Annotated in this window: 21 protein-coding genes; 9 read left to right on the top strand and 12 right to left on the bottom strand. The window is 69.5% G+C overall.

The window, feature by feature from the left end; translation table 11 throughout:
- Positions 1-515 precede the first annotated feature (515 nt).
- The 5 genes from Q0994_RS05290 to dnaA all read right to left on the bottom strand — a co-directional run bounded on the left by Q0994_RS05290 (position 516) and on the right by dnaA (position 7,558).
- Positions 516-1,103, bottom strand: coding sequence for a DUF721 domain-containing protein (locus tag Q0994_RS05290; RefSeq protein WP_299529659.1), 588 nt, complete (start codon positions 1,101-1,103; stop codon positions 516-518).
- Positions 1,100-2,230 (bottom strand): DNA replication/repair protein RecF, encoded by a 1,131-nt coding sequence (gene recF, locus Q0994_RS05285; protein ID WP_299529657.1) that lies wholly within the window; start codon positions 2,228-2,230, stop codon positions 1,100-1,102. The genes Q0994_RS05290 and recF overlap by 4 nt, the downstream gene beginning before the upstream one ends.
- Before the next feature lie 43 nt (positions 2,231-2,273).
- Positions 2,274-3,152 carry a phosphogluconate dehydrogenase (NAD(+)-dependent, decarboxylating) gene (gnd, locus tag Q0994_RS05280; RefSeq protein ID WP_299529655.1) on the bottom strand — a complete coding sequence of 293 codons (879 nt, stop codon included), beginning with the start codon at positions 3,150-3,152 and terminating at the stop codon, positions 2,274-2,276.
- A 187-nt stretch (positions 3,153-3,339) separates the two neighbouring features.
- On the bottom strand, positions 3,340-4,470 hold the full coding sequence (gene dnaN, locus Q0994_RS05275) for a DNA polymerase III subunit beta (protein ID WP_299529653.1): 1,131 nt from the start codon (positions 4,468-4,470) through the stop codon (positions 3,340-3,342).
- A 1,270-nt stretch (positions 4,471-5,740) separates the two neighbouring features.
- Complete coding sequence (gene dnaA, locus Q0994_RS05270) at positions 5,741-7,558, bottom strand: chromosomal replication initiator protein DnaA (protein WP_299529651.1); 1,818 nt, start codon at positions 7,556-7,558, stop codon at positions 5,741-5,743.
- A 381-nt stretch (positions 7,559-7,939) separates the two neighbouring features.
- On the opposite strand from dnaA, the gene rpmH reads away from it, so the two are divergent.
- The 9 genes from rpmH to Q0994_RS05225 all read left to right on the top strand — a co-directional run bounded on the left by rpmH (position 7,940) and on the right by Q0994_RS05225 (position 14,783).
- The gene (gene rpmH, locus Q0994_RS05265) at positions 7,940-8,077 is read left to right on the top strand and encodes a 50S ribosomal protein L34 (RefSeq protein WP_003967884.1); all 138 of its coding nucleotides are present in this window, start codon (positions 7,940-7,942) and stop codon (positions 8,075-8,077) included.
- A gap of 23 nt (positions 8,078-8,100) precedes the next feature.
- The gene (gene rnpA, locus Q0994_RS05260; RefSeq protein WP_299529641.1) at positions 8,101-8,472 is read left to right on the top strand and encodes a ribonuclease P protein component; all 372 of its coding nucleotides are present in this window, start codon (positions 8,101-8,103) and stop codon (positions 8,470-8,472) included.
- A complete protein-coding gene (gene yidD / locus Q0994_RS05255) occupies positions 8,469-8,828 on the top strand; it encodes a membrane protein insertion efficiency factor YidD (protein WP_299529639.1) in 360 nt (119 codons plus the stop codon). Before rnpA ends, yidD begins: the two co-directional genes overlap by 4 nt.
- Positions 8,829-8,831: 3 nt before the next feature.
- Entirely contained in the window at positions 8,832-10,100 is a 1,269-nt protein-coding gene (gene yidC / locus Q0994_RS05250; RefSeq protein WP_299529637.1) for a membrane protein insertase YidC, read from the top strand.
- A 15-nt stretch (positions 10,101-10,115) separates the two neighbouring features.
- Positions 10,116-10,625, top strand: coding sequence for a R3H domain-containing nucleic acid-binding protein (locus Q0994_RS05245; RefSeq protein WP_299529635.1), 510 nt, complete (start codon positions 10,116-10,118; stop codon positions 10,623-10,625).
- Positions 10,626-10,735: 110 nt separating this feature from the next.
- Entirely contained in the window at positions 10,736-11,452 is a 717-nt protein-coding gene (gene rsmG, locus Q0994_RS05240; RefSeq protein WP_299529633.1) for a 16S rRNA (guanine(527)-N(7))-methyltransferase RsmG, read from the top strand.
- A 304-nt stretch (positions 11,453-11,756) separates the two neighbouring features.
- Entirely contained in the window at positions 11,757-12,833 is a 1,077-nt protein-coding gene (locus tag Q0994_RS05235) for a ParA family protein (RefSeq protein WP_299529631.1), read from the top strand.
- On the top strand, positions 12,830-13,903 hold the full coding sequence (locus tag Q0994_RS05230) for a ParB/RepB/Spo0J family partition protein (protein WP_299529629.1): 1,074 nt from the start codon (positions 12,830-12,832) through the stop codon (positions 13,901-13,903). The genes Q0994_RS05235 and Q0994_RS05230 overlap by 4 nt, the downstream gene beginning before the upstream one ends.
- A gap of 262 nt (positions 13,904-14,165) precedes the next feature.
- Positions 14,166-14,783, top strand: a complete 618-nt coding sequence (locus Q0994_RS05225) for a GNAT family N-acetyltransferase (protein ID WP_299529627.1) — start codon at positions 14,166-14,168, stop codon at positions 14,781-14,783.
- 111 nt (positions 14,784-14,894) lie between these two features.
- On the opposite strand, the gene trxA is transcribed toward Q0994_RS05225, so the two are convergent.
- The 7 genes from trxA to Q0994_RS05190 form a co-directional block, all read right to left on the bottom strand.
- Positions 14,895-15,227, bottom strand: a complete 333-nt coding sequence (gene trxA / locus Q0994_RS05220; protein WP_299529625.1) for a thioredoxin — start codon at positions 15,225-15,227, stop codon at positions 14,895-14,897.
- Between the two features lie 52 nt (positions 15,228-15,279).
- A complete protein-coding gene (trxB, locus tag Q0994_RS05215) occupies positions 15,280-16,251 on the bottom strand; it encodes a thioredoxin-disulfide reductase (protein WP_299529623.1) in 972 nt (323 codons plus the stop codon).
- Between the two features lie 115 nt (positions 16,252-16,366).
- Positions 16,367-17,140, bottom strand: coding sequence for a hypothetical protein (locus Q0994_RS05210; RefSeq protein ID WP_299529621.1), 774 nt, complete (start codon positions 17,138-17,140; stop codon positions 16,367-16,369).
- A 188-nt stretch (positions 17,141-17,328) separates the two neighbouring features.
- A complete protein-coding gene (sigM, locus tag Q0994_RS05205) occupies positions 17,329-18,066 on the bottom strand; it encodes an RNA polymerase sigma factor SigM (RefSeq protein WP_299529619.1) in 738 nt (245 codons plus the stop codon).
- A gap of 26 nt (positions 18,067-18,092) precedes the next feature.
- Complete coding sequence (locus tag Q0994_RS05200) at positions 18,093-19,790, bottom strand: serine/threonine protein kinase (RefSeq protein WP_299529617.1); 1,698 nt, start codon at positions 19,788-19,790, stop codon at positions 18,093-18,095.
- 128 nt (positions 19,791-19,918) lie between these two features.
- Positions 19,919-22,075, bottom strand: a complete 2,157-nt coding sequence (gene murJ / locus Q0994_RS05195) for a murein biosynthesis integral membrane protein MurJ (protein ID WP_299529615.1) — start codon at positions 22,073-22,075, stop codon at positions 19,919-19,921.
- Positions 22,076-22,124: 49 nt separating this feature from the next.
- Complete coding sequence (locus Q0994_RS05190; RefSeq protein WP_299529613.1) at positions 22,125-24,419, bottom strand: DUF6049 family protein; 2,295 nt, start codon at positions 24,417-24,419, stop codon at positions 22,125-22,127.
- Positions 24,420-24,522: the final 103 nt, after the last annotated feature.

The following is a 24,522-nucleotide window of genomic DNA, read 5'->3' as shown; positions in this document are numbered from 1 at the left end:
GCTACGGTGAGGAACGACCCTCCGGCCCTCGTTGGAGTGCATGCGTACAGAGCGGTACAAAGAGGTCAGCACATGGGCCTTTCATCCGGTTTTGTTCCGCATGCGGACCGGGGCGCGGTCGGGGCCCTCGCCCCGCGGCGACGCCCTGCGCGCACCCCTGTCTCACGCGTACGCGCGAGCGCGCGTGGGCCCGGAGCGGGCCGGTGGGATTCCGAGGGGGGCGGACGGCGAATTTCAGCCATCGTCGTGGAACGCCCCGAAAACGGACGCGGAGCCTCCCCGGGGGCGCCGGACGGTGCGGGGACCGGTCGCGGAGCACACAGGAAGGTGTCGGCAGACGCTCGGCGGATGCGCGGGGGACGTTTCGGCAGACGCCCGGGCGGCGGCCGGGAAAGCGGACAGGCGTTCCGACGGAGCCTCCGCGGAGGTGCGCGGCGCCTCGGGCCAGGCCTCCGGGGCGGGGGCCGAGGGAGGCCACGGGCCGGGCCCCAGCCCGGCCGGACCCGCCGGCGGGCTCAGCCGTAGGTGTCGCCGGGGCCGGTGCTGCCGGGCGCCCGCAACGGCCCGTAACGGCGCTCCGGACCCCCTGGGCCGAGCACCTTGAGGAACCGGACGGTGCCCGACCCCAGGTCGGCGTTGAGGCGGGCCACCAACTGTGGTGCCAACAACCGGAGTTGGGTCGCCCAGGCCGTCGAGTCGCACTGCACCGTCAGCACCCGCGCCTCGGGGTCCTCGTCGTAGCGGACCGGGGCACAGTGGTTCGCCAGGTCCTCGCCGACGATCTGCGGCCAGCGGCCCATGACCCCGCCGACCGCTGCCGGCGTCTCCCAGCCGCGCTCGGTGATCAGCCGGTTGATCGCGGTCCCCAGGGGCTGCGGGTCCCGGCCGTCCGACCGCGCACCGGAGCGCAGACCGCCTCCGCGCCTGGCCTGTTTGCGCTGCTGGGCGGCGGCACCGCGCGCTTTGGCCTGTTCCTTCGCCGCGCGCAAGGCCACCCGGGCCAGGTCGACGCCGGAGACCTCGGGGGCGGGCGGCGGTACTGCGGGCCCACCCTTGTCCTCGGGCCCGCCGGCCCGCGCGGGGCGGTCGCCCGCCGCGCTCACAGCCGCTCCACCTCACCGGCCGCGACCGCATACCGGGCACCCTTCAGCACCTCGGGCACATCGTCGTCCACGGCCGCCGTCACCAGCACCTGCTCGGCCGGAGCCACCAGTTCCGCCAGCCGCTCCCGACGCCGCGCGTCCAGCTCCGCGAACACGTCGTCCAGCACCAGCACGGGCTCACTGCCCTCGGCGCGCAGCAGCTCGTACGAGGCCAGCCGCAGCGCCAGCGCGTACGACCAGGACTCGCCGTGGCTCGCGTACCCCTTGGCGGGCATCCCGCGCAGGCCGAGCAGCAGGTCGTCGCGGTGCGGGCCGACCAGGGTCACGCCCCGCTCGATCTCCTGCTTCCGCGCCGCCGCGAGCGCCGCCGTCGTCTGCGCGTACAGCTCCTCGCGGCTCCGCCCCGGCAGCACGCCCTCGCCGAGCGAACTGCGGTACTCCAGCGTCACCGGACCACCGCCGGGCGCCACGTCGCCGTAAGCCTTGTCGGTCAGCGGCTGCAGCACGGCGATCAGGTCCAGCCGCTGTGCCAGCACCTCCGCGGCCACCGAGGCCAGGTGCTGGTCCCAGACGTCGAGGGTGGACATGTCCATCGAGCGGCCGCCGTGCCGGCGTGCCATGGCGGCGGACTTCAGCAGGGTGTTGCGCTGCTTCAGCACCCGGTCGTAGTCGGACCGGACCCCGCCCATCCGCGGCGACCTGGCGGTGACCAGCTCGTCCAGGAAGCGGCGCCGCTCGCCCGGATCGCCCTTCACCAGCGCCAGGTCCTCGGGCGCGAACAGCACCGACCGCACGACGCCCAGCACATCACGCGGTCTGACCTGCGACGATCTGTTGATCCGGGCGCGGTTGGCCCGGCCGGGGTTCAGCTCCAGCTCGATCAGCTGGGACCGCTCGCCGTTGGTGACGGCCGCCCGCACGACGGCGCGCTCGGCCCCCATCCGCACCAGCGGGGCGTCCGAGGAGACCCGGTGGCTGCCGAGGGTGGCGAGATAGCCCACCGCCTCGACCAGGTTGGTCTTCCCCTGACCGTTGGCCCCCACGAACACGGTGACGCCCGGACCGAGAGGGACCTCGACCCGGGCGTAGCTCCGGAAGTCGGCCAGCGAGAGATGCGTGACGTGCATGGCCGCCGACCCTTCGTGCTCCGGTGTTCCTGGTACCGCGGTACTACTTCTTGTTCTCCACCGCGTGGCCGCCGAACTGGTTGCGCAGCGCGGCGATCATCTTCATCTGCGGCGAGTCGTCCTGACGGGAGGCGAACCGCGCGAACAGCGACGCGGTGATCGCGGGCAGCGGCACGGCGTTGTCGATCGCGGCCTCGACGGTCCAGCGGCCCTCGCCGGAGTCCGCCGCGAAACCGCGCAGCTTCTCCAGGTGCTCGTCGTCGTCGAGCGCGTTGACCGCGAGGTCCAGCAGCCAGGAACGGATGACCGTCCCCTCCTGCCAGGAGCGGAAGACCTCGCGCACGTCGGTGACGGAGTCGACCTTCTCCAGCAGCTCCCAGCCCTCGGCGTAGGCCTGCATCATGGCGTACTCGATGCCGTTGTGGACCATCTTCGCGAAGTGGCCGGCGCCGACCTTGCCCGCGTGGACCGAGCCGAACTCACCCTCGGGCTTGAGGGCGTCGAAGACGGGCTGCACCTTGGCGACGTCCTCGGGGGTGCCGCCGTACATCAGGGCGTAGCCGTTCTCCAGGCCCCAGACACCGCCGGAGACGCCGCAGTCGACGAAGCCGATGCCCTTGATGCCCAGCTCGACGGCGTGCTTCTCGTCGTCCGTCCAACGGCTGTTGCCGCCGTCCACGACGATGTCGCCGGGCTGGAGCAGGACCGCGAGCTCGTCGATGGTGGACTGGGTCGCGGCGCCCGCCGGGACCATCACCCAGATGACTCGCGGGCCCTTCAGCTTGCCCACGAGCTCTTCCAGGCTGTGGACATCGGCGACGTCCGGGTTGCGGTCGTATCCGATGACGGTGTGGCCTGCGCGGCGGATGCGCTCGCGCATGTTGCCGCCCATCTTGCCGAGACCGACGAGACCGAGCTCCATCAGAAGATTCCTTAAGCGTTGTGCCGATTCGTACCCGAGTCCGAGCCTACGCCCGGCCGGGGTGGCCCGGCACGGCGTGCCCGCCGGGCGGGCCGGGCACGACAGGCGGGCGGGGCCCGGAAGCACCCGATGCGCCTGCCCGCCCGTCACGGGGCAGCAGACGCATCCGGGGCTCGCTGCGCCGGAATCAGCCGGAGAGGCGGACCGGCATGATCAGGTACTTGTACGCGTCGTCCGCCTCGGCGTCGACGGCCGGCCGGCCGCTGAGCAGCGCGGGCTTGGTCGACGTGGTGAACGAGAGCTGGGCGACCGGGGAGTCGATCGCGCTCAGACCGTCCAGCAGGAACGTCGGGTTGAAGGCGATCGAGATGTCGTCGCCCTCCAGCACGGCGTCGACCCTCTCCACAGCCTGTGCGTCGTCGCTCGAACCGGCTTCCAGGATGAGCACGCCCTGCTCGAAGCTGAGCCGCACCGGAGTGTTGCGCTCGGCGACCAGCGCCACGCGCTTGACGGCCTCGACGAACGGAGCGGTCTCGATCACCGCGACCGAGTTGAACTCGGTCGGGAAGAGCGTCCGGTACTTCGGCAGATCGCCCTCGAGCAGACGGGTGGTGGTGCGTCGGCCCGCGCCCTCGAAGCCGATCAGGCCCTCACCGGCTCCGGCGCCCGACAGCGCCAGCGTGACGGTGTCGCCGTTGGTCAGCGCCTTGGCGGTGTCCAGGAGCGTCTTGGCGGGCACCAGGGCGACCGCGGAGGCGTCCGGGTTCTCCGGCTTCCACAGGAACTCACGGACCGCGAAGCGGTAGCGGTCGGTCGAGGCCAGGGTGACGGTGTCGCCCTCGATCTCGATGCGGACGCCGGTGAGCACCGGGAGCGTGTCGTCGCGGCCCGCGGCGATGGCGACCTGCGCGGCGGCCGAGGCGAAGACCTCACCGGGCACGGTGCCGGTGGCGGTCGGCATCTGCGGCAGAGCCGGGTACTCCTCCACAGGCAGTGTGTGGAGGGTGAACCGCGACGAGCCGCAGACCACGGTGGCCCGCACACCGTCGGTGGAGATCTCCACCGGCCGGTTGGGGAGGGCGCGGCAGATGTCGGCGAGCAGGCGGCCGGAGACGAGCACCGTGCCCTCCTCCTCCGTCTCGGCCTCCACCGAGACCTTGGCCGAGACCTCGTAGTCGAAGCTGGAGAAGCTGAGAGCTCCGTCCTCGGCCTTCAGCAGAAGGCCCGCGAGAACGGGCGCCGGCGGACGGGCCGGGAGGCTGCGGGCCACCCAGGCCACCGCCTCCGCGAGTACATCGCGCTCCACCCGGATCTTCACCGGAACCGCCTCCTGCTGTTGCTCGCTCGCCGTGCCGGCCCTGCTGGCCTTCGTCGTCTTGTCGGGGTCCGTCGGCCGAGACCGGGCCGGACACCGGGGTCCAGTCTGACGTACGGCACCGACACTCGTTGCTGCTCGGGGTCAAATCGCTGGAAGAGGCCCGGAGCGCACCGGAGGCGAGTTGTGCACAGCACCCACTTCGAAGCGGATTCCTGGCTAACTCTGAGTGGCAGTAGTAGTAGGCCTTGTGGAAACCGTGGATAACCCCGTTTGCGCAGGTCAGGCCCAATATTTTGTCCACCGTGCCTGTGGGCGGAACCAGTGGACAACTGGCCGCTTCTGTGGACGCGGGAAAGTTCTACACACCCGATGCACAGGCAGGGGGTACTTCTCCCCAGGGCTGTCCCCAGCTTTACCCCGGTTCCCCACAGCCCAAGCGCGCTCCTTGGTGTGACGCCTTTCACTCTTGGCAGTGAGGGGCAGTGTCGCGTTGCCGAACAGTGGACAGGGGTGTGGAGAAGCGAACTCCGACTGGGGACAACGGAAGCGATCCTGTGGGCGGCCGGTGGACAACATGCCGGAGCGCCTGTGGACGAAAAGTTTGTCCACAGGCTGTGGATCACGGTTGACCACAAATCCCCAGCCATGTGACCTGGCCTGATGGAGTATCGGCAGCAAAGCCTGTGGAAACAATATGGACAACTCATCGGTCCCCAGGGTGTGGAAGGAAAATTCTTCCCGGATCTGTGGAGAAGACCCGTTACCTCGCTCAGATTCGAACAGAGCGGGCCCGTGCGGCCGCTCGCCGAGCCGCCGGGAGGTCTGCGACGGGAGCAGACGGGCGGTCGGAAGCGGGCCGGAAGAGGGCCGGGGACAGCGAACGGGACCACTTTTCGGGTCGGCCCACCCGCGGGGAGATGGCGTTGAGGAGCACCGCGGCCCGTTCTGCGGAGCGCCCGCCCGCCCTTCGCGCGGCACCGGAGCACCCGCGCGCTTCTCCCGGCAGCACCGGAGCGTGCCGGACGGCGAGCCGTACCCGGTCGCCGGAGAACCCGGGTGCGTCTTTCGGGCACCGCGGCGGGGTGTCCGCCGACGGACGGGGCGGGCGCCACGACAAGGGGGACAACCGTCTCGCGCCCGGTACGACCCGGGATAACCGCGGTCGCCGTCCTCACGCCGCAGGCGCCACGGCACAGCGCCCCGCAGGGACGGAAATCCGTGCGGGGCGCTGTGGTGCAGGGAAGCGGGGCCGCGGGGCCCGTACCGCCCGTCAGCCGTTCTTGATGCGGTTGGTCAGCTCGGTGACCTGGTTGTAGATGGAACGTCGCTCCGCCATCAGCGCGCGGATCTTGCGATCCGCGTGCATCACCGTGGTGTGGTCGCGCCCGCCGAACTGCGCGCCGATCTTGGGCAGCGACAGATCCGTCAGCTCGCGACAGAGGTACATGGCGATCTGGCGTGCCGTCACCAGCACCCGGCTGCGAGACGATCCGCACAGATCCTCGACCGTCAGACCGAAGTAGTCCGCCGTCGCCGCCATGATCGCCGGCGCGGTGATCTCGGGCGCGGAGTCCTCCCCGCCGGGGATCAGGTCCTTGAGCACGATCTCGGTCAGGCCGAGATCCACCGGCTGCCGGTTGAGGCTGGCGAACGCCGTCACCCGGATCAGCGCGCCCTCCAGCTCGCGGATGTTGCGCGAGATGCGGGACGCGATGAACTCCAGCACCTCCGGGGGAGCGTTGAGCTGCTCCTGCACCGCCTTCTTGCGCAGGATCGCGATCCGCGTCTCCAGCTCGGGCGGCTGCACATCGGTGGTCAGGCCCCACTCGAACCGGTTGCGGAGCCGGTCCTCCAGCGTCACCAGTTGCTTGGGCGGCCGGTCGGAGGAGAGCACGATCTGCTTGTTGGCGTTGTGCAGCGTGTTGAAGGTGTGGAAGAACTCCTCCTGCGTCGACTCCTTGCTCGCGAGGAACTGGATGTCGTCGACCAGCAGGATGTCCACGTCGCGGTACCGCTTGCGGAAGGTGTCGCCCTTGCCGTCGCGGATCGAGTTGATGAACTCGTTGGTGAACTCTTCCGAGCTCACGTACCGCACCCGGGTGCCGGGGTAGAGGCTCCGCGCGTAGTGCCCGATCGCGTGCAGCAGGTGTGTCTTGCCGAGCCCCGACTCCCCGTAGATGAAAAGGGGGTTGTACGCCTTCGCGGGCGCCTCGGCCACGGCGACGGCGGCGGCGTGCGCGAACCGGTTGGAGGCGCCGATCACGAAGGTGTCGAAGAGGTACTTCGGATTCAGCCGGGCGTGCGGCTCCCCCGGACCCGCGGCCGGGGCCGGCTGGGCGCCCATCGGGCCGGTCGCACCGCCGGGACGCCCCGGGCCGCCCGGCCGGTGCTGGGACTGCTGGCCCTGGTGGTCGCGCGGGTCCCGGTGGTCGCGGGGGTCGCGGTGGTCCTGGCGCTGCTGCTCGTACCCCTGGTGCTCGGGCGGCTGCGAACGGTAGTCGTGCTGCGGGGACGCGGGGCGCCCGCCGTACGGCTCGTTCCACGGATCGGCCGGCTGCTCGCGGTCCTGGTAGCCGCCGTGGCGCGGCTGCTGCCACGACAGGTCGTCCTGGGTCCGCGGCCACGCGCCCGGCTCGGGCCGCTGACGCTGGTAGTCGGGATAGGCGGGACGCGCGACGGGCATCCCGTCGTCCTGGGGCCGCCCGTAGGAGTCGTAACCGTCGTCGCGGGACTCGTCACGCTGCGGCCCCTGATAGCGGTGGGACTGCTGGTGGGACTGGTGCATCGGCGGAGCCGGCGGCGTGGGCGCGTCGCCCACCGAGTCGTCGACGGTGATGGCGATCCGGATCGGACGCCCGCACTCCCGGGTCAGCGCTTCGCTGATGAGAGGGGCGAGACGGCCCTCCAGGACGCGCTTGCCCCATTCGTTGGGGACGGCGAGCAGCGCGGTGTCGGCGACGAGAGCGAGGGGCTGGCAGCGCTCGATCCACTGCTTGTCCTTCGGCTCGATGCCCTGCTGGCCCTCCCCGAGGAGTTGCTCCAGCACGCGTGGCCACACTGCGGCAAGATCGGCAGGTACGTCAGCCACAAGGCACGCTCTCTCGCATGTCCCACGAATGTGTGGTTCTCGGGACGGGATGGGTCGGGTCGGGTGAGGCCCGGCAGGGGGGAAGGAAAGGAACCGGAGTTCAGCCACGGTAGTCAGGGCGACCCACACGGTTCAAGTCGTTGTCCACAGGCTGTGCACAATGGGGGGTCGCTCGGCCCGAGTTTGACCGGATGGCGTAGCCGCGCGTACCGTGACCAGGTCGAGTTGTCGATGGCTGCTGCCGCCTGCCTCCGATGGGCAAAGATCACGATCTGTGATTGTGAAGCGGTGCACTAGGGCGTTTACGCGAGTTCCTCGTGGGCGCACGGTGACAGCCAGGCGATGTCCCGCCAACACACGAATCATTTCTGGAGCCCCCGAGTGAGCAAGCGCACCTTCCAGCCGAACAACCGTCGTCGCGCCAAGACCCACGGCTTCCGGCTGCGTATGCGTACCCGTGCCGGCCGCGCGATTCTCGCGAACCGCCGTGGCAAGGGTCGCAGCAGCCTGTCCGCCTGATCTGATCATCAACAGGTCATGACGTGCTGCCTACCGAGAATCGGCTGAGGCGGCGCGAGGACTTCGCGACCGCGGTTCGACGAGGACGCAGGGCCGGTCGGCCTCTCCTCGTCGTCCATCTACGCAGCGGTGAAACGGACCCGCACGTGACTGGGGAGACCCTTCCCCCGCCACGTGCGGGTTTCGTCGTCAGCAAGGCCGTGGGCGGGGCCGTCGTTCGCACGGCGGTGAAGCGAAAGCTGCGCCACCTGGTCCGCGACCGGCTGGCTCTGCTGCCCCCCGGTAGCCTTGTTGTCGTACGCGCGTTGCCCGGATCGGGTGACGCCGACCATGCACAGCTGGCCCGAGACCTGGACGCCGCCCTGGAGCGGCTGCTCGGAGGGGGCGCGCGATGAAGTACCCGCTGCTGGCTCTCATCAAGCTGTACCAGTGGACGATCAGTCCTCTCCTGGGACCAGTCTGCCGCTACTACCCGTCGTGCTCCCACTACGGGTTCACGGCCATCGACCGGCATGGCGCGATCAAGGGCACCGCTCTGACCGCGTGGCGCATCCTGCGCTGCAACCCATGGTCACCGGGTGGTGTGGATCATGTTCCTCCCCGCAAGCGCCCGCGCTGGCACGAACTGCTGCGCAACGCGCTGCGTGGTGACAAGGGCGGGGACTCCGCCGACGAAGTTCTTCCCGGGGGAGAGGCCACCGAACCCTCCCTGCCGGCCGCTGAGACCTCGCCCAAAGCTCAAGGAGCCTGATTAGTGGACACGATTGCCAGTCTGTTCAGCTTTATCACCACACCCGTCTCGTGGGTCATCGTCCAGTTCCACAAGCTCTACGGGGCGTTGTTCGGCGATGACACGGGCTGGGCCTGGGGCCTGTCCATCGTGTCTCTGGTGGTCCTGATCCGGATCTGCCTGATCCCGCTCTTCGTGAAGCAGATCAAGTCGACCCGGAACATGCAGGTGCTCCAGCCGAAGATGAAGGCGATCCAGGAGCGCTACAAGAACGACAAGCAGCGTCAGTCCGAAGAGATGATGAAGCTGTACAAGGAGACGGGCACCAACCCGCTCTCCTCGTGCCTGCCGATTCTGGCGCAGTCGCCGTTCTTCTTCGCCCTGTACCACGTGCTGTCGGCGATCGCCTCGGGCAAGACCATCGGCGTCATCGACCAGCCGCTGCTCGACAGCGCCCGGCAGGCCCACATCTTCGGTGCTCCGCTGGCCGCGAAGTTCATGAACAGCCCCAGTGAGGTCGCGGCCCTCGGCGCCTCGCTGACCGACGTCCGCGTCGTCACCGCCGTCATGATCGTGATGATGTCGGCCTCGCAGTTCTTCACGCAGCGCCAGCTCATGACGAAGAACGTCGACCTGACGGTCAAGACGCCGTACATGCAGCAGCAGAAGATGCTGATGTACATCTTCCCGGTGATCTTCGCCGTCATGGGCATCAACTTCCCCGTCGGTGTCCTCGTCTACTGGCTGACCACCAACGTCTGGACCATGGGTCAGCAGATGTACGTGATCAACCAGAACCCCACCCCGGGCAGCAAGGCGCAGGACGCTTACCTCGGCCGGCTGCTCAAGAGCATCACCTCCCACGGAGAGGTTCGGGGCAGGTCGCGGCGCAACACCGTGAAGCGGATCCACGCCAAGGGCACGGACCGCAACGACATCGAGCGCAAGTTCATCAACGGGCTCTCCAAGCTGGGCCTCGCCGCCCAGGAGGACGGGACCGTGGCGAAGAGCGAGGCCGCGGTGCTGGAGGCCGAAGGCGGCGTGGCTCCCAAGCGTCACCAGCCCAAGCGGCAGACGAAGGCCCAGCGCCAGGCGGCCATCCATGCTGCCGCCGCAGAGGCCGAGGCATCCGAACCGATGTCGCTCCAGAAGAAGCCTGCTGCCCAGAAGCACGACCTTCAGAAGGACGACACCTCCAAGCCGGCGGGCAAGCCCGTGTCGGGCTCCTCACGCCAAGCCAAGTCCGGACAGCGCAAGGGCCAGCAGCGGCCCAAGCACCCGTCCAAGAAGTAAGAAGGAGTCCATTCCGTGACGGAAGGCACCATCTCCGCGGCCGCCGAGGGCACCGGCACCATGTCCAGCCTGGAGCAGGAGGGCGAGATCGCGGCCGACTACCTCGAGGGTCTGCTGGACATCGCCGACCTCGACGGCGACATCGACATGGACGTCGAGGCCGACCGGGCCGCGGTGTCGATCATCGGTGAGTCCGAGCGTGACCTGCAGAAGCTCGTGGGGCGCGACGGCGAGGTACTGGAAGCCCTTCAGGAGCTCACGCGGCTCGCGGTGCACCGGGAGACCGGCGACCGCAGTCGGCTCATGCTGGACATCGGCGGCTTTCGGGCGAAGAAGCGCGAGGTCCTCGCGGCCCTCGGCGCCAAGGCGGCCGACGAGGTGAAGAGCACCGGCAAGCCGGTGAAGATGGACCCGATGACCCCGTTCGAACGCAAGGTCGTCCACGACGCCATCGCGGCGGCCGGCCTTCGCAGTGAATCCGAGGGCGAGGAGCCGGAGCGCTTCGTCGTCGTTCTTCCGGCCTGACCGGAACGTCGTACTGTCGGCCCCGTCTGTTCGCAGGCGGGGCCGATCTTTGTCAGCCTGATAAGTCAGCCATCCACAGTGCATGAGTGCGGTACGGAAGGACGGTCCCCGTGACGGAGGAAGCAGAGCTCCCTCAGGCCCCCGAATCGGCGAAGGCGGTTTTCGGTGAGTACTTCCCCGAGGCCGTCCGGTACGCGGAGCTCCTCGCGGACGCGGGGGTCAAGCGCGGCCTGATCGGACCCCGTGAGGTGCCGCGTCTCTGGGAGCGTCATCTGCTGAACTGTGCGGTCCTCTCCGAAGTGGTTCCGGAAGGGGTCACCGTCTGCGACGTGGGCTCGGGGGCGGGACTGCCCGGCATTCCGCTGGCGCTCGTCCGGCCCGACCTGAAGATCACGCTGCTGGAACCGCTGCTCCGGAGGACCAACTTCCTCCAGGAAGTGGTCGAGCTGCTCGGCCTGGACCATGTGACCGTGGTCCGCGGGCGGGCCGAGGAGGTGTTGGGCTCGCTGCAGCCGGTGCACGTGGTGACAGCGCGCGCGGTGGCGCCGCTGGACCGGCTGGCCGGATGGGGGGTGCCACTGCTCCGGCCCTATGGCGAAATGCTGGCTCTCAAGGGGGACACCGCCGAGGAGGAGATCAGCGGGGCGCGCGCCGCTCTGAGCAAGCTCGGCGTGGTCGAGACCGAGGTGCTGCACGCCGGTGAGGGCGTGGTCGATCCGACCACTACTGTGGTCCGGGTCGTGGTGGGGGAGAGCCCGGGTGGTGTGAGGTTCGCCGCAAAGCGAGCCAAGGCTGCACGGACGAGCCGGACGCGTCGGCGTCGCTGAGGAATGACGAAGGGCGGGCTCCCGCACAGCGGCCCGCCGCATAAGTCGCTCATTGTGGGCTTGTGTCCCGATGGTCCCGAAAAGTGGGCGTGTGTCACTGCTGCGGAGTGTCGTGGCCTGGTAGTTGTCCCGCACGGGCATCGTGTTTCACGTGAAACGTCGCTCTCTGCTGCAGGGAATCATCGGCCGCGGCCGTGCCGCAGCCACGCCGCGCGACCGCAAGCCCGTAAGGGTCACGAAGTTGTCCACAGGTGCGGATTCATCCACAGAACAGCGGGCCTCGCTGGTTCACGACCCCGAAAGCATGGCAGGCTCTGCTCATTGTGAGCCTGAAGTCGAGGAGAGTGAATCCTTGCGGTCCGACGCCAACATCGCGGGACCGATGACCGATCCGGTCCCCGGTCCCCGAACCGAGTCTGCGGGGGACGGTGTTTCACGTGAAACACCTCCGCCGATGGACGACACCCCTATCGGTCGCGCGGCACAGCTGGCCGTCGAAGCGCTCGGCCGCGCCGGTGAAGGGCTGCCACGTCCTGACCGGACCCGGATCATGGTGGTCGCCAACCAGAAGGGCGGCGTGGGCAAGACCACCTCGACGGTCAATCTCGCCGCCTCCCTGGCGCTGCACGGTGCTCGTGTTCTGGTGATCGATCTTGACCCGCAGGGGAATGCGTCCACCGCGCTGGGGATCGACCATCACTCCGAGGTTCCCTCGATCTACGACGTCCTGGTCGAGAGCATGCCGCTCTCAGAAGTGGTCCAGCCCGTTCCGGACGTCGAAGGTCTCTTCTGCGCCCCGGCGACCATCGATCTCGCCGGTGCGGAGATCGAGCTCGTGTCGCTGGTGGCGCGGGAGAGCCGACTGCAGCGTGCGATCCAGGCGTACGAGCAGCCCTTGGACTACATCCTGATCGACTGCCCGCCCTCCCTCGGGCTGCTGACGGTCAACGCCATGGTGGCCGGTGCCGAAGTGCTGATCCCGATCCAGTGCGAGTACTACGCGCTCGAAGGGCTGGGACAGCTCCTGCGCAACGTGGACCTGGTCCGGGGGCACCTGAACCCCGACCTTCACGTGTCCACCATCCTGCTGACCATGTACGACGGCAGGACCCGGCTTGCTTCGCAGGTGGCCGAGGAGGTGCGGACCCACTTCGGCAAGGAGGTGCTGCGCACCAGCATCCCGCGTTCGGTGCGCATTTCGGAGGCGCCGAGCTACGGCCAGACGGTGCTCACCTACGACCCCGGCTCCAGCGGCTCGCTCTCCTACCTGGAAGCGGCGCGCGAGATCGCCCTCAGGGGCGTAGGCGTGCACTACGAGCCTCAGCATGCCCGTCCGGGCGACCAGAACAAGCGGCAGAGCATTACGGAGGGGATCCAGTGAGTGAGCGTCGTAGAGGACTCGGGCGGGGGCTCGGAGCCCTGATCCCCGCAGCTCCCCAGGAGAGGCAGACACCGTCGGCCGGCTCGGTCGCGGTACTGCCGAACGAGCGGGGCGTGGCAGCGGCCAAGGTCACCACGCTGTCCGCTTCCCCGGTCGTGCCGGAGCCCAGCTCTCCGGTGACGCCCACGCCGGTCGCCGAGTCGGCGCCTGCCGGAGCCTACTTCGCCGAGCTGCTGCTGGACTCGATCACGCCGAACCCGCGGCAGCCGCGTGAGGTCTTCGACGAGGACGCTCTGGCGGAGCTGGTCACCTCCATCAAGGAGGTCGGTCTGCTGCAGCCGGTCGTCGTGCGCAAGGTGGACCAGGACCGCTACGAGCTCATCATGGGTGAGCGTCGGTGGCGAGCGTGCCGAGAGGCCGGGCTGGACCGGATTCCCACCATCGTCCGGGACACGGACGACGAGAAGCTTCTGCTGGACGCGCTGCTGGAGAACCTTCACCGGGCTCAGCTGAACCCGTTGGAGGAGGCCGCCGCGTACGACCAGCTGCTGAAGGACTTCAAGTGCACGCATGACCAGCTCGCGGACCGCATCGGGCGTTCGCGGCCGCAGGTCTCCAACACGCTGCGCCTGCTGCGCCTCTCGCCTCCGGTGCAGCGTCGGGTGGCGGCCGGGGTCATCTCGGCCGGCCACGCGCGGGCGCTGCTCTCCGTGGACGACTCCGACGAGCAGGACCGGCTGGCACACCGGATCGTCGCCGAGGGCCTGTCGGTGCGGGCCGTCGAGGAGATCGTGACGCTTCTCGGCACCCGTCCCACGAACTCCACGAAGCCGAAGGGGCCGCGGGCCGGCCGCCGGCTCTCCCCCGCGCTGAGTGACCTCGCTTCGCGGCTCTCGGACCGCTTCGAGACCCGGGTGAAGGTCGACCTCGGCAAGGAGAAGGGCAAGATCGTCGTCGAGTTCGCTTCGATGGACGATCTCAACCGCATCCTCGACAGCCTCGCTCCGGGTGAGGGCGGCGTGCTGGAGCGCACCCTCACGCAGGAGTCCACGCGGGACGACGCGAGCTGAAGGACGCCTCTTCGGGGCCTGGGCGGTCTGTCCGCCGGTGAACACCGGCGGACAGACCGCCCTTTGCCTTCTCTCGGTATGCGCCCCCACGACCGGTGGCTACGATGCGGTGGTAGGGCACTCCGTGCGATGTCTCCCGGCCGGAGGAGCCGAAGGCGGCCCTTGGGGCCCCGGCGGCCCCGGAGTGAGGCCGGGCGACATTCGGAGCCTGTACGGCCGGCACCTGTGCGGGTGCGCCGCGTAGGAAGTGAGGATCGCCTAGATGGGGCGTCGGCTCGTACCGCTGACTCTGGATCACCTGTCGGATCTCCCGCAGCGTTGCCGCTCCTGCGTCTTCTGGGAGCTGGACCCGGTGAGCGGGAAGGCGGCCGTCGAGTCGGGCAGAGCCGAGTCGGAGAAAGAGGCGTGGCTCTCCGCCGTCCTGCTGGAGTGGGGCTCCTGCGGGAGGGTGGTCACGGTGGACGAGGTGCCGGTGGGCTACGTCCTCTACGCGCCGGCGGCGTATGTGCCGCGGTCCACGGCCTTTCCGACCAGTCCCGTCTCTTCTGATGCGGTGCAGCTCGTCACCGCGTGGATCGACCCCGGCCATCAGGGGCAGGGGCTCGGGCGCGTACTGGTCCAGACGGTGGCCAAGGACGTACTCAGACGGGGGTTCAAGGCGATCGAGGCCTTCGGCGACGCCCGGTGGAAGCAGCCGGCCTGCGTGCTGCCGGCCGACCACCTGCTGGCGGTCGGCTTCAAGACGGTCCGGCCGCACCCCGCGTACCCACGACTCCGTCTGGAGCTGCGTACCGCTCTGTCGTGGAAGGAGGACGTGGAGATGGCTCTCGACCGGCTGCTCGGCGTTGTGCAGAAGGAGCCCGTGCTGCGCCCGCTCTGATTTCGGTCGGCCGTGCCGGAATCCATGGCACCGCACACGTGAAACGGGCCGGACTCTCGAAAGAGTCCGGCCCGTTTCACGTGAAACAACGAATGCGGGGTACTGGCACCGCTACTCGCCGATGAAGCCCTCGAGGTCGCGCAGGATCGCGGCCTTCGGCTTGGCGCCGACGATGGTCTTGGCGACCTCGCCGCCCTGGTAGACGTTGAGCGTCGGGATGGACATGACGCCGTACTTGGCCGCGGTGGCGGGGTTCTCGTCGATGTTGAGCTTGACGACCTGGATCTGGTCACCGTGCTCGGCCGCGATCGCCTCCAGCGAGGGGGCGATCTGACGGCACGGTCCGCACCAGGCGGCCCAGAAGTCCACGAGCACGGGCTTGTCGCTCTTCAGGACCTCTTCGTCGAAGGTGTCATCGGTTACGTTCTTCAGCGCGCCGGCCACGGCGGCCTCCTTGACTTCGAGGGTGAGGGGAGAGAGGTGGGGATGAGGCGGATCAGACGGCGGGGGTCTTCTCCGGCTCGGCGAGCTTCTCGTCGGAGAGCGCCGCGAGGAAGCGCTCGGCGTCGAGAGCGGCGGAGCAGCCGGTGCCGGCCGCAGTGATGGCCTGGCGGTAGGTGTGGTCGACGACGTCGCCGGCGCCGAACACCCCCGTCAGGTTGGTGCGCGTCGAGGGGGCGTCGACCTTGAGGTAGCCCTCCTCATCCAGGTCGAGTTGGCCCTTGAAGAGCTCGGTGCGCGGGTCGTGACCGACGGCGATGAAGAGGCCGGTGACCGGCAGCTCCGAAGTCTCGCCCGTCTTCGTGTTGCGCAGCGTCAGCCCGGAGAGCTTCTGGTCGCCGTGTACCGCGGCCACCTCGCTGTCCCAGGCGAACGAGATCTTCGGGTCGGCGATCGCCCTCTCCTGCATGGCCTTGGAGGCACGCAGCGAGTCGCGGCGGTGGACGATCGTCACCGACTTGGCGAAGCGGGAGAGGAAGGTCGCTTCTTCCATCGCGGTGTCGCCGCCGCCGACCACGGCGATGTCCTGATCCTTGAAGAAGAAGCCGTCGCACGTGGCGCACCACGAGACACCACGGCCGGACAGCGTGTCCTCGTTGGGCAGACCCAGCTTGCGGTGCTGCGAACCGGTGGTCACGATGACCGCCTTGGCACGGTGAACCGTGCCCGCGGTGTCGGTGACGGTCTTGATCTCACCCGTGAGGTCGACGGAGATAACGTCGTCCGGCACCAGTTCCGCGCCGAAGCGCTCCGCCTGGGCCCGCATGTTGTCCATGAGGTCGGGGCCCATGATGCCGTCCTGGAAACCGGGGAAGTTCTCCACGTCGGTGGTGTTCATCAGGGCGCCACCGGCGGTGACCGCGCCTTCGAATACCAGAGGATTCAGCGACGCGCGGGCGGTGTACAGGGCCGCCGTGTAACCGGCCGGCCCGGAGCCGATGATGATCACGTTTCGGACGTCGCTCACGGGTTTGTTCCTCGTCTCTGCAGACTGCCTGCTGCCTACTGGGGCCGTTCAACCGCTCTCACCCCACCCAACGGATCCTACGGGGCGCGCATTCCCCACTACCCGCACCGCGATGTCACGGTCGCGGGTAGACATGGGTGAAGAGCAGCACACCCGTCCCTCGGGGCGCATCGGTCACGCAGGAAGCACCCACGACGTAGGCCGTGACCAGAGACGGATCGCCGGCATGCGGCAGGACGACGAGGAAAGCGTCCTGGCCGCGGTAGACCCCCTCCTCCACCGCGGCGGCGGGGGTGGTGCGCCCGGTGGCCAGCCGTACACAGGCGGGGACGGAGACGGCAGGCGCGCGCAGCGTATTGCCTGGAGAAGCCGCGTTGGGGGAGAAGTCCTTGGCCGACGGCAACGGGTTCTCTCCGGCGGGAGCCGAAGAGGCGGAGAGCAAGGCCGAGACACGATCCTGCAGCGGCCGGCCGGAGAAGGTGTCGGCGGCCTTTCCGGTGTCCTGCTCCGCCGCGCCCAGGCTTCGGTCGGCGGACGAGTCGGCTTTCATGTCCCCCGACTCCATGGCTTGCAGGAAATAGCCGCTCATTCCCAGCACGGCTGCCGCGAACGCAGTGCCAAGGACCGCCCGCCGCCGTCGCCTGCCGGGGCGACCGGGACCGGGTGAATCTCCGGGCCGCTCGCCCGGCCGGGGGGACGTCCGGTGGGGCGCGACCGCGGTGGAGCCGAGCGGGCGGGCACGGTTCAACGGTCGGACGGCGGATGCGGAGAGTTCTGGGGAGACCTGAGGCGTCCGCGATGTTTCACGTGAAACGTCGCCGAATCCGGTGGCGTTCAGTGCTTCCGTCGAGAGCGCCTGGTCGATCCGGAGCGCGATGTCCTCGGGCATCGGGCCAGGGTCCGCCACGGACCCCAGCAGTCCGCGGAGCTCCTCCAGCGAGGTGAGGACGTCTCCGCAGAGCGGGCAGCCCTCGACATGGCGTCGTACATCACGCGCGTCCGAGGCCGTGAGTATCCCCTCGGAGAGATCAGCGATCTCCGAGACGTCCGGGTGCCGGTCCGTGCCGGTGGGGGATGTCACGTGCGTTCGCCTCCGCCCTGCACCGTGGCAGGATCACTCGTTCCCGTGTCCTTGGGTCTCGCCGCTGGGACGGTAGGCGCCGTACTCCGGTTCCGTCGCCCTCCAGCGCCTGGTCCTGCGGCTGTGGCTTCATCGCCGTCGGGCCGGCTCGGGGGCGGGCCCTGCCCGCGGAGATGCATGAGCAGAGGGAGGAGCCGCGCGCGGCCGCGCGCACAGCGACTCTTCACCGTCCCGGTCGGCACGTCGAGCATCCGGGCGGCCTCGGCCACCGGGTAGCCCTGCATGTCGACCAGGACGAGGGAGGCTCGCTGCTCCGGCGGCAGCGTGGCCAGTGCTCTCTGGAGCTCCCGGTGCAGATCCTGGCGCTCGGCCGGCGCCTCCGCGGATTCATGGGGTTCCAGGAGCTGATCGAGTCGATCGGTGTCATCCACGGGGGTGGTCCGGCGGGAGGCGGCTTTGCGTACCCGGTCGAGGCAGGCGTTGACCGTGATCCGGTGGAGCCACGTGGTGACCGCGGACTGGCCCCGGAACGTGTGCGCCGAGCGGAAGGCGGAGACGAGAGCGTCCTGCACGGCGTCGGCGGCCTCTTCCCGGTCGCCGAGGGTACGCAGAGCCACCGCCCACAGCCGGTCCCTGTGACGGCGTACGAGTTCACTGAAGGCGTCGGGGTCGCCTCCGACGTGGCGGACCAGGAGCTCCTGGTCCCCGACGTCGGCGAATCCGGCCTCGTCCAACGGTGAGCCCCTCCCCCAGATGGCCGTCAGCTGGTCACGGCGATGTCCGAGACCTTTCCGCGATAGGCGCTGCCGCTACCCGGCAACTCCGTCAGCCAGACCAGAAGGTACCTGGCGCGTACCGGTTCGTCGGGCTTGAGCTTCACCTTCGTTCCGGTGCCCTGCGCCACCTTGGTGAAACCGTCCGGCATCGAGGGGTAGGACGAGGCGTCCGAGGTCCGCAGTTCCACCGAGGTGTCGCCGCCGAAGAAGGAGACGTCGACCGCTCCGACCTGCTGCACCTTTCCGAGGTCGAGGACGACGCCGACCCCCGACTTGAGCCCGCCGAACCTGGACGAGTAGTAGCTGGAGGTGCGCCAGTAGGTACTGGGATCGCCGTCGATGGCGTCCTGTATCGACTCGGGTTTCTCCGAACCGTCGGTGCCCAGCGGGTCGTAGTCCTGGGCTTCGACGACGGAGATCGGCTTGCCGCTCTCCAGGAGGTTCTTGTCGTCCTCCCCGCCGCTCTCCGTCTGGGTGGTGCCGGTGTCGTCGGAGTCCTTGCCGCGGTCGATCAGCGTCTCCGCGAGCTGCCAGCTCCCGAGACCCAGGGCGGCGATCAGCAGTGCGGACACGGCCCACTTCAGGGCCCTTCCGGTCCGGCTCTGCAGAGGTGCGGGGGGCGCGCTCATGAGGGGCTGTGTGGCGGACACCGGGCGTGCCGGAGGACGGCCGTAGGTGCCCTGTTGGTACGTGGTGCGCTGGTACTCGGGCGGAGCGGTGAACGTCGGCTCGGGCGCCGCAATACGAGGCATCGCGGCCACGGCCTTGGCCAGCTCGTCCGGAGTGGTGCAGGGCTGTTCCTGGCGGGAGGCGGTGGCGCCGTCGTTGGCGAGCGCCCGCATGGCCAGCTCGGACAGGCCCCGGTGGACGCCTGCCCGCACCTGGTCGGGGGCGATGAGGCCCATGCCCTTGGGCAGCCCGGTGAGCCCGTAGGCGTCGTTCTCGTAAGGCCACCGCTGGGTCAGGGCGGCGTAGAGCAGGGCGCCGACGGCCTCCGTGTCGGTGCGCAGGGGGCGCTCGGCGGTGATGCCGCGCAGGGCGGCGTCCACGGCGAGGCCGCGGATCCGGTACTGCCCGGTGGAGCTGCGCAGGACCGCCCCGGGCGTCAGCCGCAGATGGGCGAGGCCTTCCCGGTGGGCCGCCGCCATCGCCTGGGAGAGCTGACTGACGAGCTGATAGCAGTCGTGGGCTTCCAGCGGCCCCGCGGCCAGCAAGGGGGTGAGTTCCACGGCGTCCGGCAGCCACTCGTGGACCACGTAGACGAGGTCGTCCTCCTCCACTGCGTCCAGGACCTGGACGAAGCGGGGGTCGCCGAGCAGGGCGGAGGAGCGGGCCGCCGCCAGCACGGAACGCGCGCGGGGGTGGGTGGCGTGCAGGAGGTGCACGCCGACCGCGCGGCGCAGCTTCTCGTCGACCGCACGCCAGCTGCTGAAGCCGTCCAGACGGGTGACGCACTCTTCCAGGCGGTAGCGCCTGGCGAGCTTGTGTCCACTGTGCAGATCGGGCGCGGGCGGCACGTCGGCAGCACCGACGCTCCCGCCTTCGGCGCCGCCGGGGGCTTCGCCCTCGGGATTCTTGGCTTCCGCCGCTCCGTCGGCCGTGGCCCCGCCCGCCTTGGCGGTCGGCGGCTCGTCGCCACCGTTGTCGGCCACGTCGACGGCAGCCGTGCTACGTTCCGCCACCGTCGCTCCTGCCTCCCCATTTCTTGCGCGTCGCCCGCCGGCTCCGCGCAGTCAGGCAATTGTGCCCACACTCCGGCGCTATGCACGACACGCGGAATCCGGACATGGTTGTGCGGTACGGCGGCGGATCAGCGTCCGAGCCGTCCCCGGACCATACCCACCAGCCCGTTGACCTCTTCGATCCGCATCTTCTTCGCGGCGACCACGAAGATTCCCAGCAGCAGTGCGCCACCACAGATCAGTGCGGCGACGGAGCCGAGAACCCCCTCGCCGAGCGCTTCCAGGAGGCCGATCCCGACCACTCCGCCGACGAGCGCCGCGGGGACGGCCGCCATGCAGAGGCGGGCGTAGGTCCGCACCACGTGGGCGCCGTCCAGATCGCCGCCGAGGCGGTTGCGCAGCCGGCGCCAGGCGACACCGACGCCGACGGCGTAGGCCAGTCCGTACGAGGCCGCCATCCCGACCACGGCCCAGCGGTAGGGCAGGACCACGTAGCAGACGGCGGAGGCCGCCGCGTTGACCGCGGCGACGATCACCGTGTTGTAGAACGGCGTCCTGGTGTCCTCGTAGGCGTAGAAGCCACGCAGTACCACGTACTGCACGGAGTACGGGATGAGTCCGAGGGCGAAGGCCATCAGGATGAAGCCCATCGACCGGGCCGCTTCGGTGCCGCTCGATCCGTAGAGCAGCGTGCACATCGGCAGACCGAGCGCGAGGAACGCGAACGCCACCGGCACGATCGCGACGGCGGAGTTGCGCAGCCCCTGGGAGATGTCGTCGCGGACGGCTCCCGGGTCGTTGTCGTGTGCGGCACGGGAGATCCGGGGCAGTAGCGCCGCCATCACGGACACGGTGATGATCGCCTGCGGCATGCCCCAGATCAGCTGGGCGTTGGAGTACGCCAGGATGCCCGCGCCGTTCTGACCGGACAGCTTTCCGGCCGAGGTGGCGAGCTGGGTGACGACCAGGACGCCGGCCTGGTTGGCGAGCACGAACAGCACGGTCCACTTGGCCAGCTTCACCGTCTTGCCGAGCCCGTGGCCCTTCCAGTCGAACCGGGGACGGAAGCGGAATCCCGCTTCGCGCAGGTACGGGATCATGGCGAGTGCCTGCACGGTCAGCCCGAGCAGGGTGCCGACGCCCAGCAGTCGGACACCTTCGGCCGGGATGGTCGCGACGCCCATCTCCGACTCGGCGGACGTTCCGTACACCCAGATGAACAGGCCGAACGTGGCGATCATGACGATGTTGTTGAGGACGGGGGTCCACATCATCGCGCCGAACTTGCCGCGGGCGTTGAGGATCTGTCCCATCACCACGTGCACGCCCATGAAGAAGATCGTGGGCAGGCAGTAGCGGGCGAAGGTGATGGCCACGCTGTTGGCGGGCGGATCGTTGGCGATCGGCAGTGACATCAGCTTGATCAGGAGCGGCGCGGCGAAGACCGCCAGCGCCACGATCAGAGCCAGCGCCACCATCACCAGCGTGAGGAGACGGTTGGCGTACCCCTCGCCGCCGTCCTCGTCGTCCTTCATGGAGCGGACGAGCTGGGGGACGAAGACCGAGTTGAGGCCGCCGCCGACGGTGAGGATGTAGATCATCGTCGGCAGGGTGTACGCCACCGTGAAGGTGTCACCGAGAACGGCGGCGCCGAGGGCGGCCGTGATCACGAGGCTGCGCACGAAGCCGGTCAGACGGGAGACGAGGGTGCCGGCCGCCATCAGGGCGCTGGACTTCAGCAAACTGGAGGCCCGGCCGCCCTTCGCCGGGGCGGGAGCGGGAGCAGGGGCGGGTTCAGGCTGACCGGCGTGTTTGCCCTGGCCCGAGCTCTCCTGGTCGCGGAAGAGATGGGCGAAGGCGTCCGGCTCCTTGTCCTCCGACGCCTGGGTCACCAGGTCGTCGAGGCCGACGAACTGCGTGGTGGCCGCGTCGTCGCCGTAAGGCAGGTGCCGGGAGGGGCCTGCGGGCTCCGGTGCCGGCGTCTGGGCCCACAGCCGGGGGTCCGGGGGGTACTGGGCCGCGGGAGGCTGCTGGTACAGAGGCTGTGGCTGCTGATAGGTGCCCGGAGGCGGCGGAGGGTGTGAGGCGCGGTCGTAGAGTGCCTCACCGACAGGATCCTGGGACGCGAGGTCCTGTTCCCGGTACGGGTCGTGGTCGTAGGCGTGCTGGAGATACGGATCCGGCTGCGGCGCAGCGTCCGGGCCCGTGCCCGGCGGCACCGGAGGTCCACCGGCACCTGGCCCGCCCGCGCCATGCCCGCGGTCACCGTCGTACGGCGCGTTCATCGAAACCCCACCTCATCGTCCCCGGCCGACCGGCCTCGACAGACATCGCTCAACGGTCCACTTTCTCACCCGCGCCCGAGGGCTTCCCGCTTTCCGGCCCGGTGTCCGGTGTCGGGTCACTCGGCTGCTCGGGTTCACCCCCGTCGCCCCCGGCCGTGTCGCTTGCGACGGAGCGCTTGCGGTGGGTGTACATCCTGATACCTGCCAGCACCAGGAGCAGCAGCCCGCCGGCGATCACCAGCAGGACGGTGGGGGTGACCTCGGAGACCTTCACCGTGAAGGTCATCTCCTCGCCGTAGGGCGTGCCGTTCTCGGTGAACAGCCGCGCCTTGATCTGGACCTGGCCGTTGGCATTGGCCGCTGCGTCGAACTTCACCGACTGGCTGTGGCCGCCGGCGACTTCCACCGGCATGGACGCACTGGCCCCGTCATTGAGCTTGAGGCGGGTCCGGTTGTCCGAGGTGAGCCGCAGTACCAGATGGTCGACCCCCTGGAGCAACTTGTTCTGCACCGTGACCGGCAGGGTCGCGCTGCGCCCGGACAGGGTGACATCCGACTTGGGGATGAGCTGGACCTGGTCGGTGAGCCCTTGGAGGTAGGTACGCACCGAGTCCCGGTACTGCTGCGCCTCCAGCGCCCGTCCCCGCCACGACGTGGACATCGACCGGTTGATCGCGTTGCCGAACGGCGTCACGACCCGTTCCGGCTGGGTGAGGATCACCTGGAAGCGGTGGAGGGAGTCCTGGGTCGTTCTGATGTCCTGGAACGCCTGGGTGGGAAGCTCCTGGCTCCGTAGCCGCTTGGGATAGGCGCCCGCCGAGGGGACCCTCGCCGTGGCCTCGGCGTCCGGCTTCGCGTCGGCCGCGGCCACCAGGTCCACGGAGCGGGTCCAGCGGTCGTCTGCGAGCGCGCGCACGGCGCGGGCCATGGTCTGCGCCTGCGAGGCGGTGGGCGTCCGCTGCGGGGCCACCACGATGCTGCGTTCGTTGTCCTCGTCCTGCCGGGTGAGCGCCAGGGTCTGGGCGAGGAAGTTCTGGACGGCGAGCGTGGACGACTCGGCTCCCGCCATGTCGCCGGTGAAGGCGGTGGAGAGCCGGTGATCGGCCACGACCGCGGTGGTGCCGCCGCCGATGGGCCGTGCCGCGCTCGGCGTGTACGCGAGGTTCCCGGTCTCCTTGAGGGAGTCGCTGCGGGTGATCACGTTGTGCGCGCCGGCAGAGGTGGCGACGTCCACGATGGACGCGTCGATCGCGCCGTCCACGGGCCAGGCGAAGTCGGTGGACGGCGTCGTGTGCAGGATGCTCTCCACGGTCGTGGACGCGACCTCGGTGGCGGTCTGGAGATGGCTGAGCGTCCCCGACACGTTCTTCCCGCGGTGGGCGATGGACGCCAGATCGGGGTCCGCGAACGGCAGGGCGATCACCTTCCCCTTCTCCACCGCCCGCTGGAGCGCGCTGAGCCACTCCTTGGCGACGGCCTGGTGGGTGCCGGCGACCGTCGTGGTGCCGGACTTCACCTGGTAGGACTGCGTCATCGCGTCCACGCTCGCGAGCAGGTCAGGATCGATGACCCAGGTCACCGGCAGGTCGCTGCCGAGCGAGACGAGCTGCTCGAGACGGCCACCGGGGGCCAGTTCGTCGGCGAGGCCGTCGTCGGCGAAGACGGGGGTCTGCTGCTCGTCCGATCCGGTCTCCGCGGTGACGTGTGCCGAGGCGATCAGCGGCCAGAGATAGGTCATCTTCGTCTTGGTCCCGCTGCTCTCCGGCTGCCACGGAAGGAAGCTCCGCTGGATGCCGAGGACCTGGGGGTACGTGCTGCCGGAGGTCTGCCCGGTCACGGAGACTCCGAGCTGATAGACACCGGCGTCGTCCAGCGGAAGCTTGTCGACCGGGACGTCCAGCGAGAAGTCCTGGCTGACGCCCTTGCGGAGCACTGGGATCTTCACCGTGTACTCGTCGCCCACGGTGGTGGCGTCCACGCCCGGCACATAGCCGGTGCGCGCGGCGCTCGCGTCCACCGACGTGCGCCCGGAGAGATGCGGACCGACGCGCAGATCGACCGTGCCCTCCCGGATCGTGGTGGACCCTCTGTTGGTCAGGGTCCCGGAGACGGTCAGGGTGTCTCCTTCGACCGGGGCGCTCGGCGCGATGGTGTCCAGCGCCACGTCCACCGTCCGGGAGCCGGTCGCGGCCTTGGCCACCGGTCCCGCCGACGTCGCGTTCGCCCCCGGCGCGGTCAGCAGACCGGCGAACAGGGGGGCCCCGAGCGCCAGCGCGGCTGTGCGCCGGATCCACCGGCGAGCAGGGGAGGGACGCATCCCCAGGGTGTCTGCCGCCTCGGCCACGCGTGTACCCGTCCTCGTTCGTCGTCTGGGGTCGATCGTTGTCGGTCCTTGCGTCCCCGCATGGTAACGAGGTGCGCTGTGGTGGATTGCTCCGGACCGGGCC

The organism is uncultured Streptomyces sp. (genome assembly GCF_947488945.1).
Taxonomy (GTDB): Bacteria; Actinomycetota; Actinomycetes; order Streptomycetales; family Streptomycetaceae; genus Streptomyces.
The sequence above is the reverse complement of the archived record's forward strand: the minus strand, read 5'-3'. Positions and strand labels throughout refer to the sequence as shown.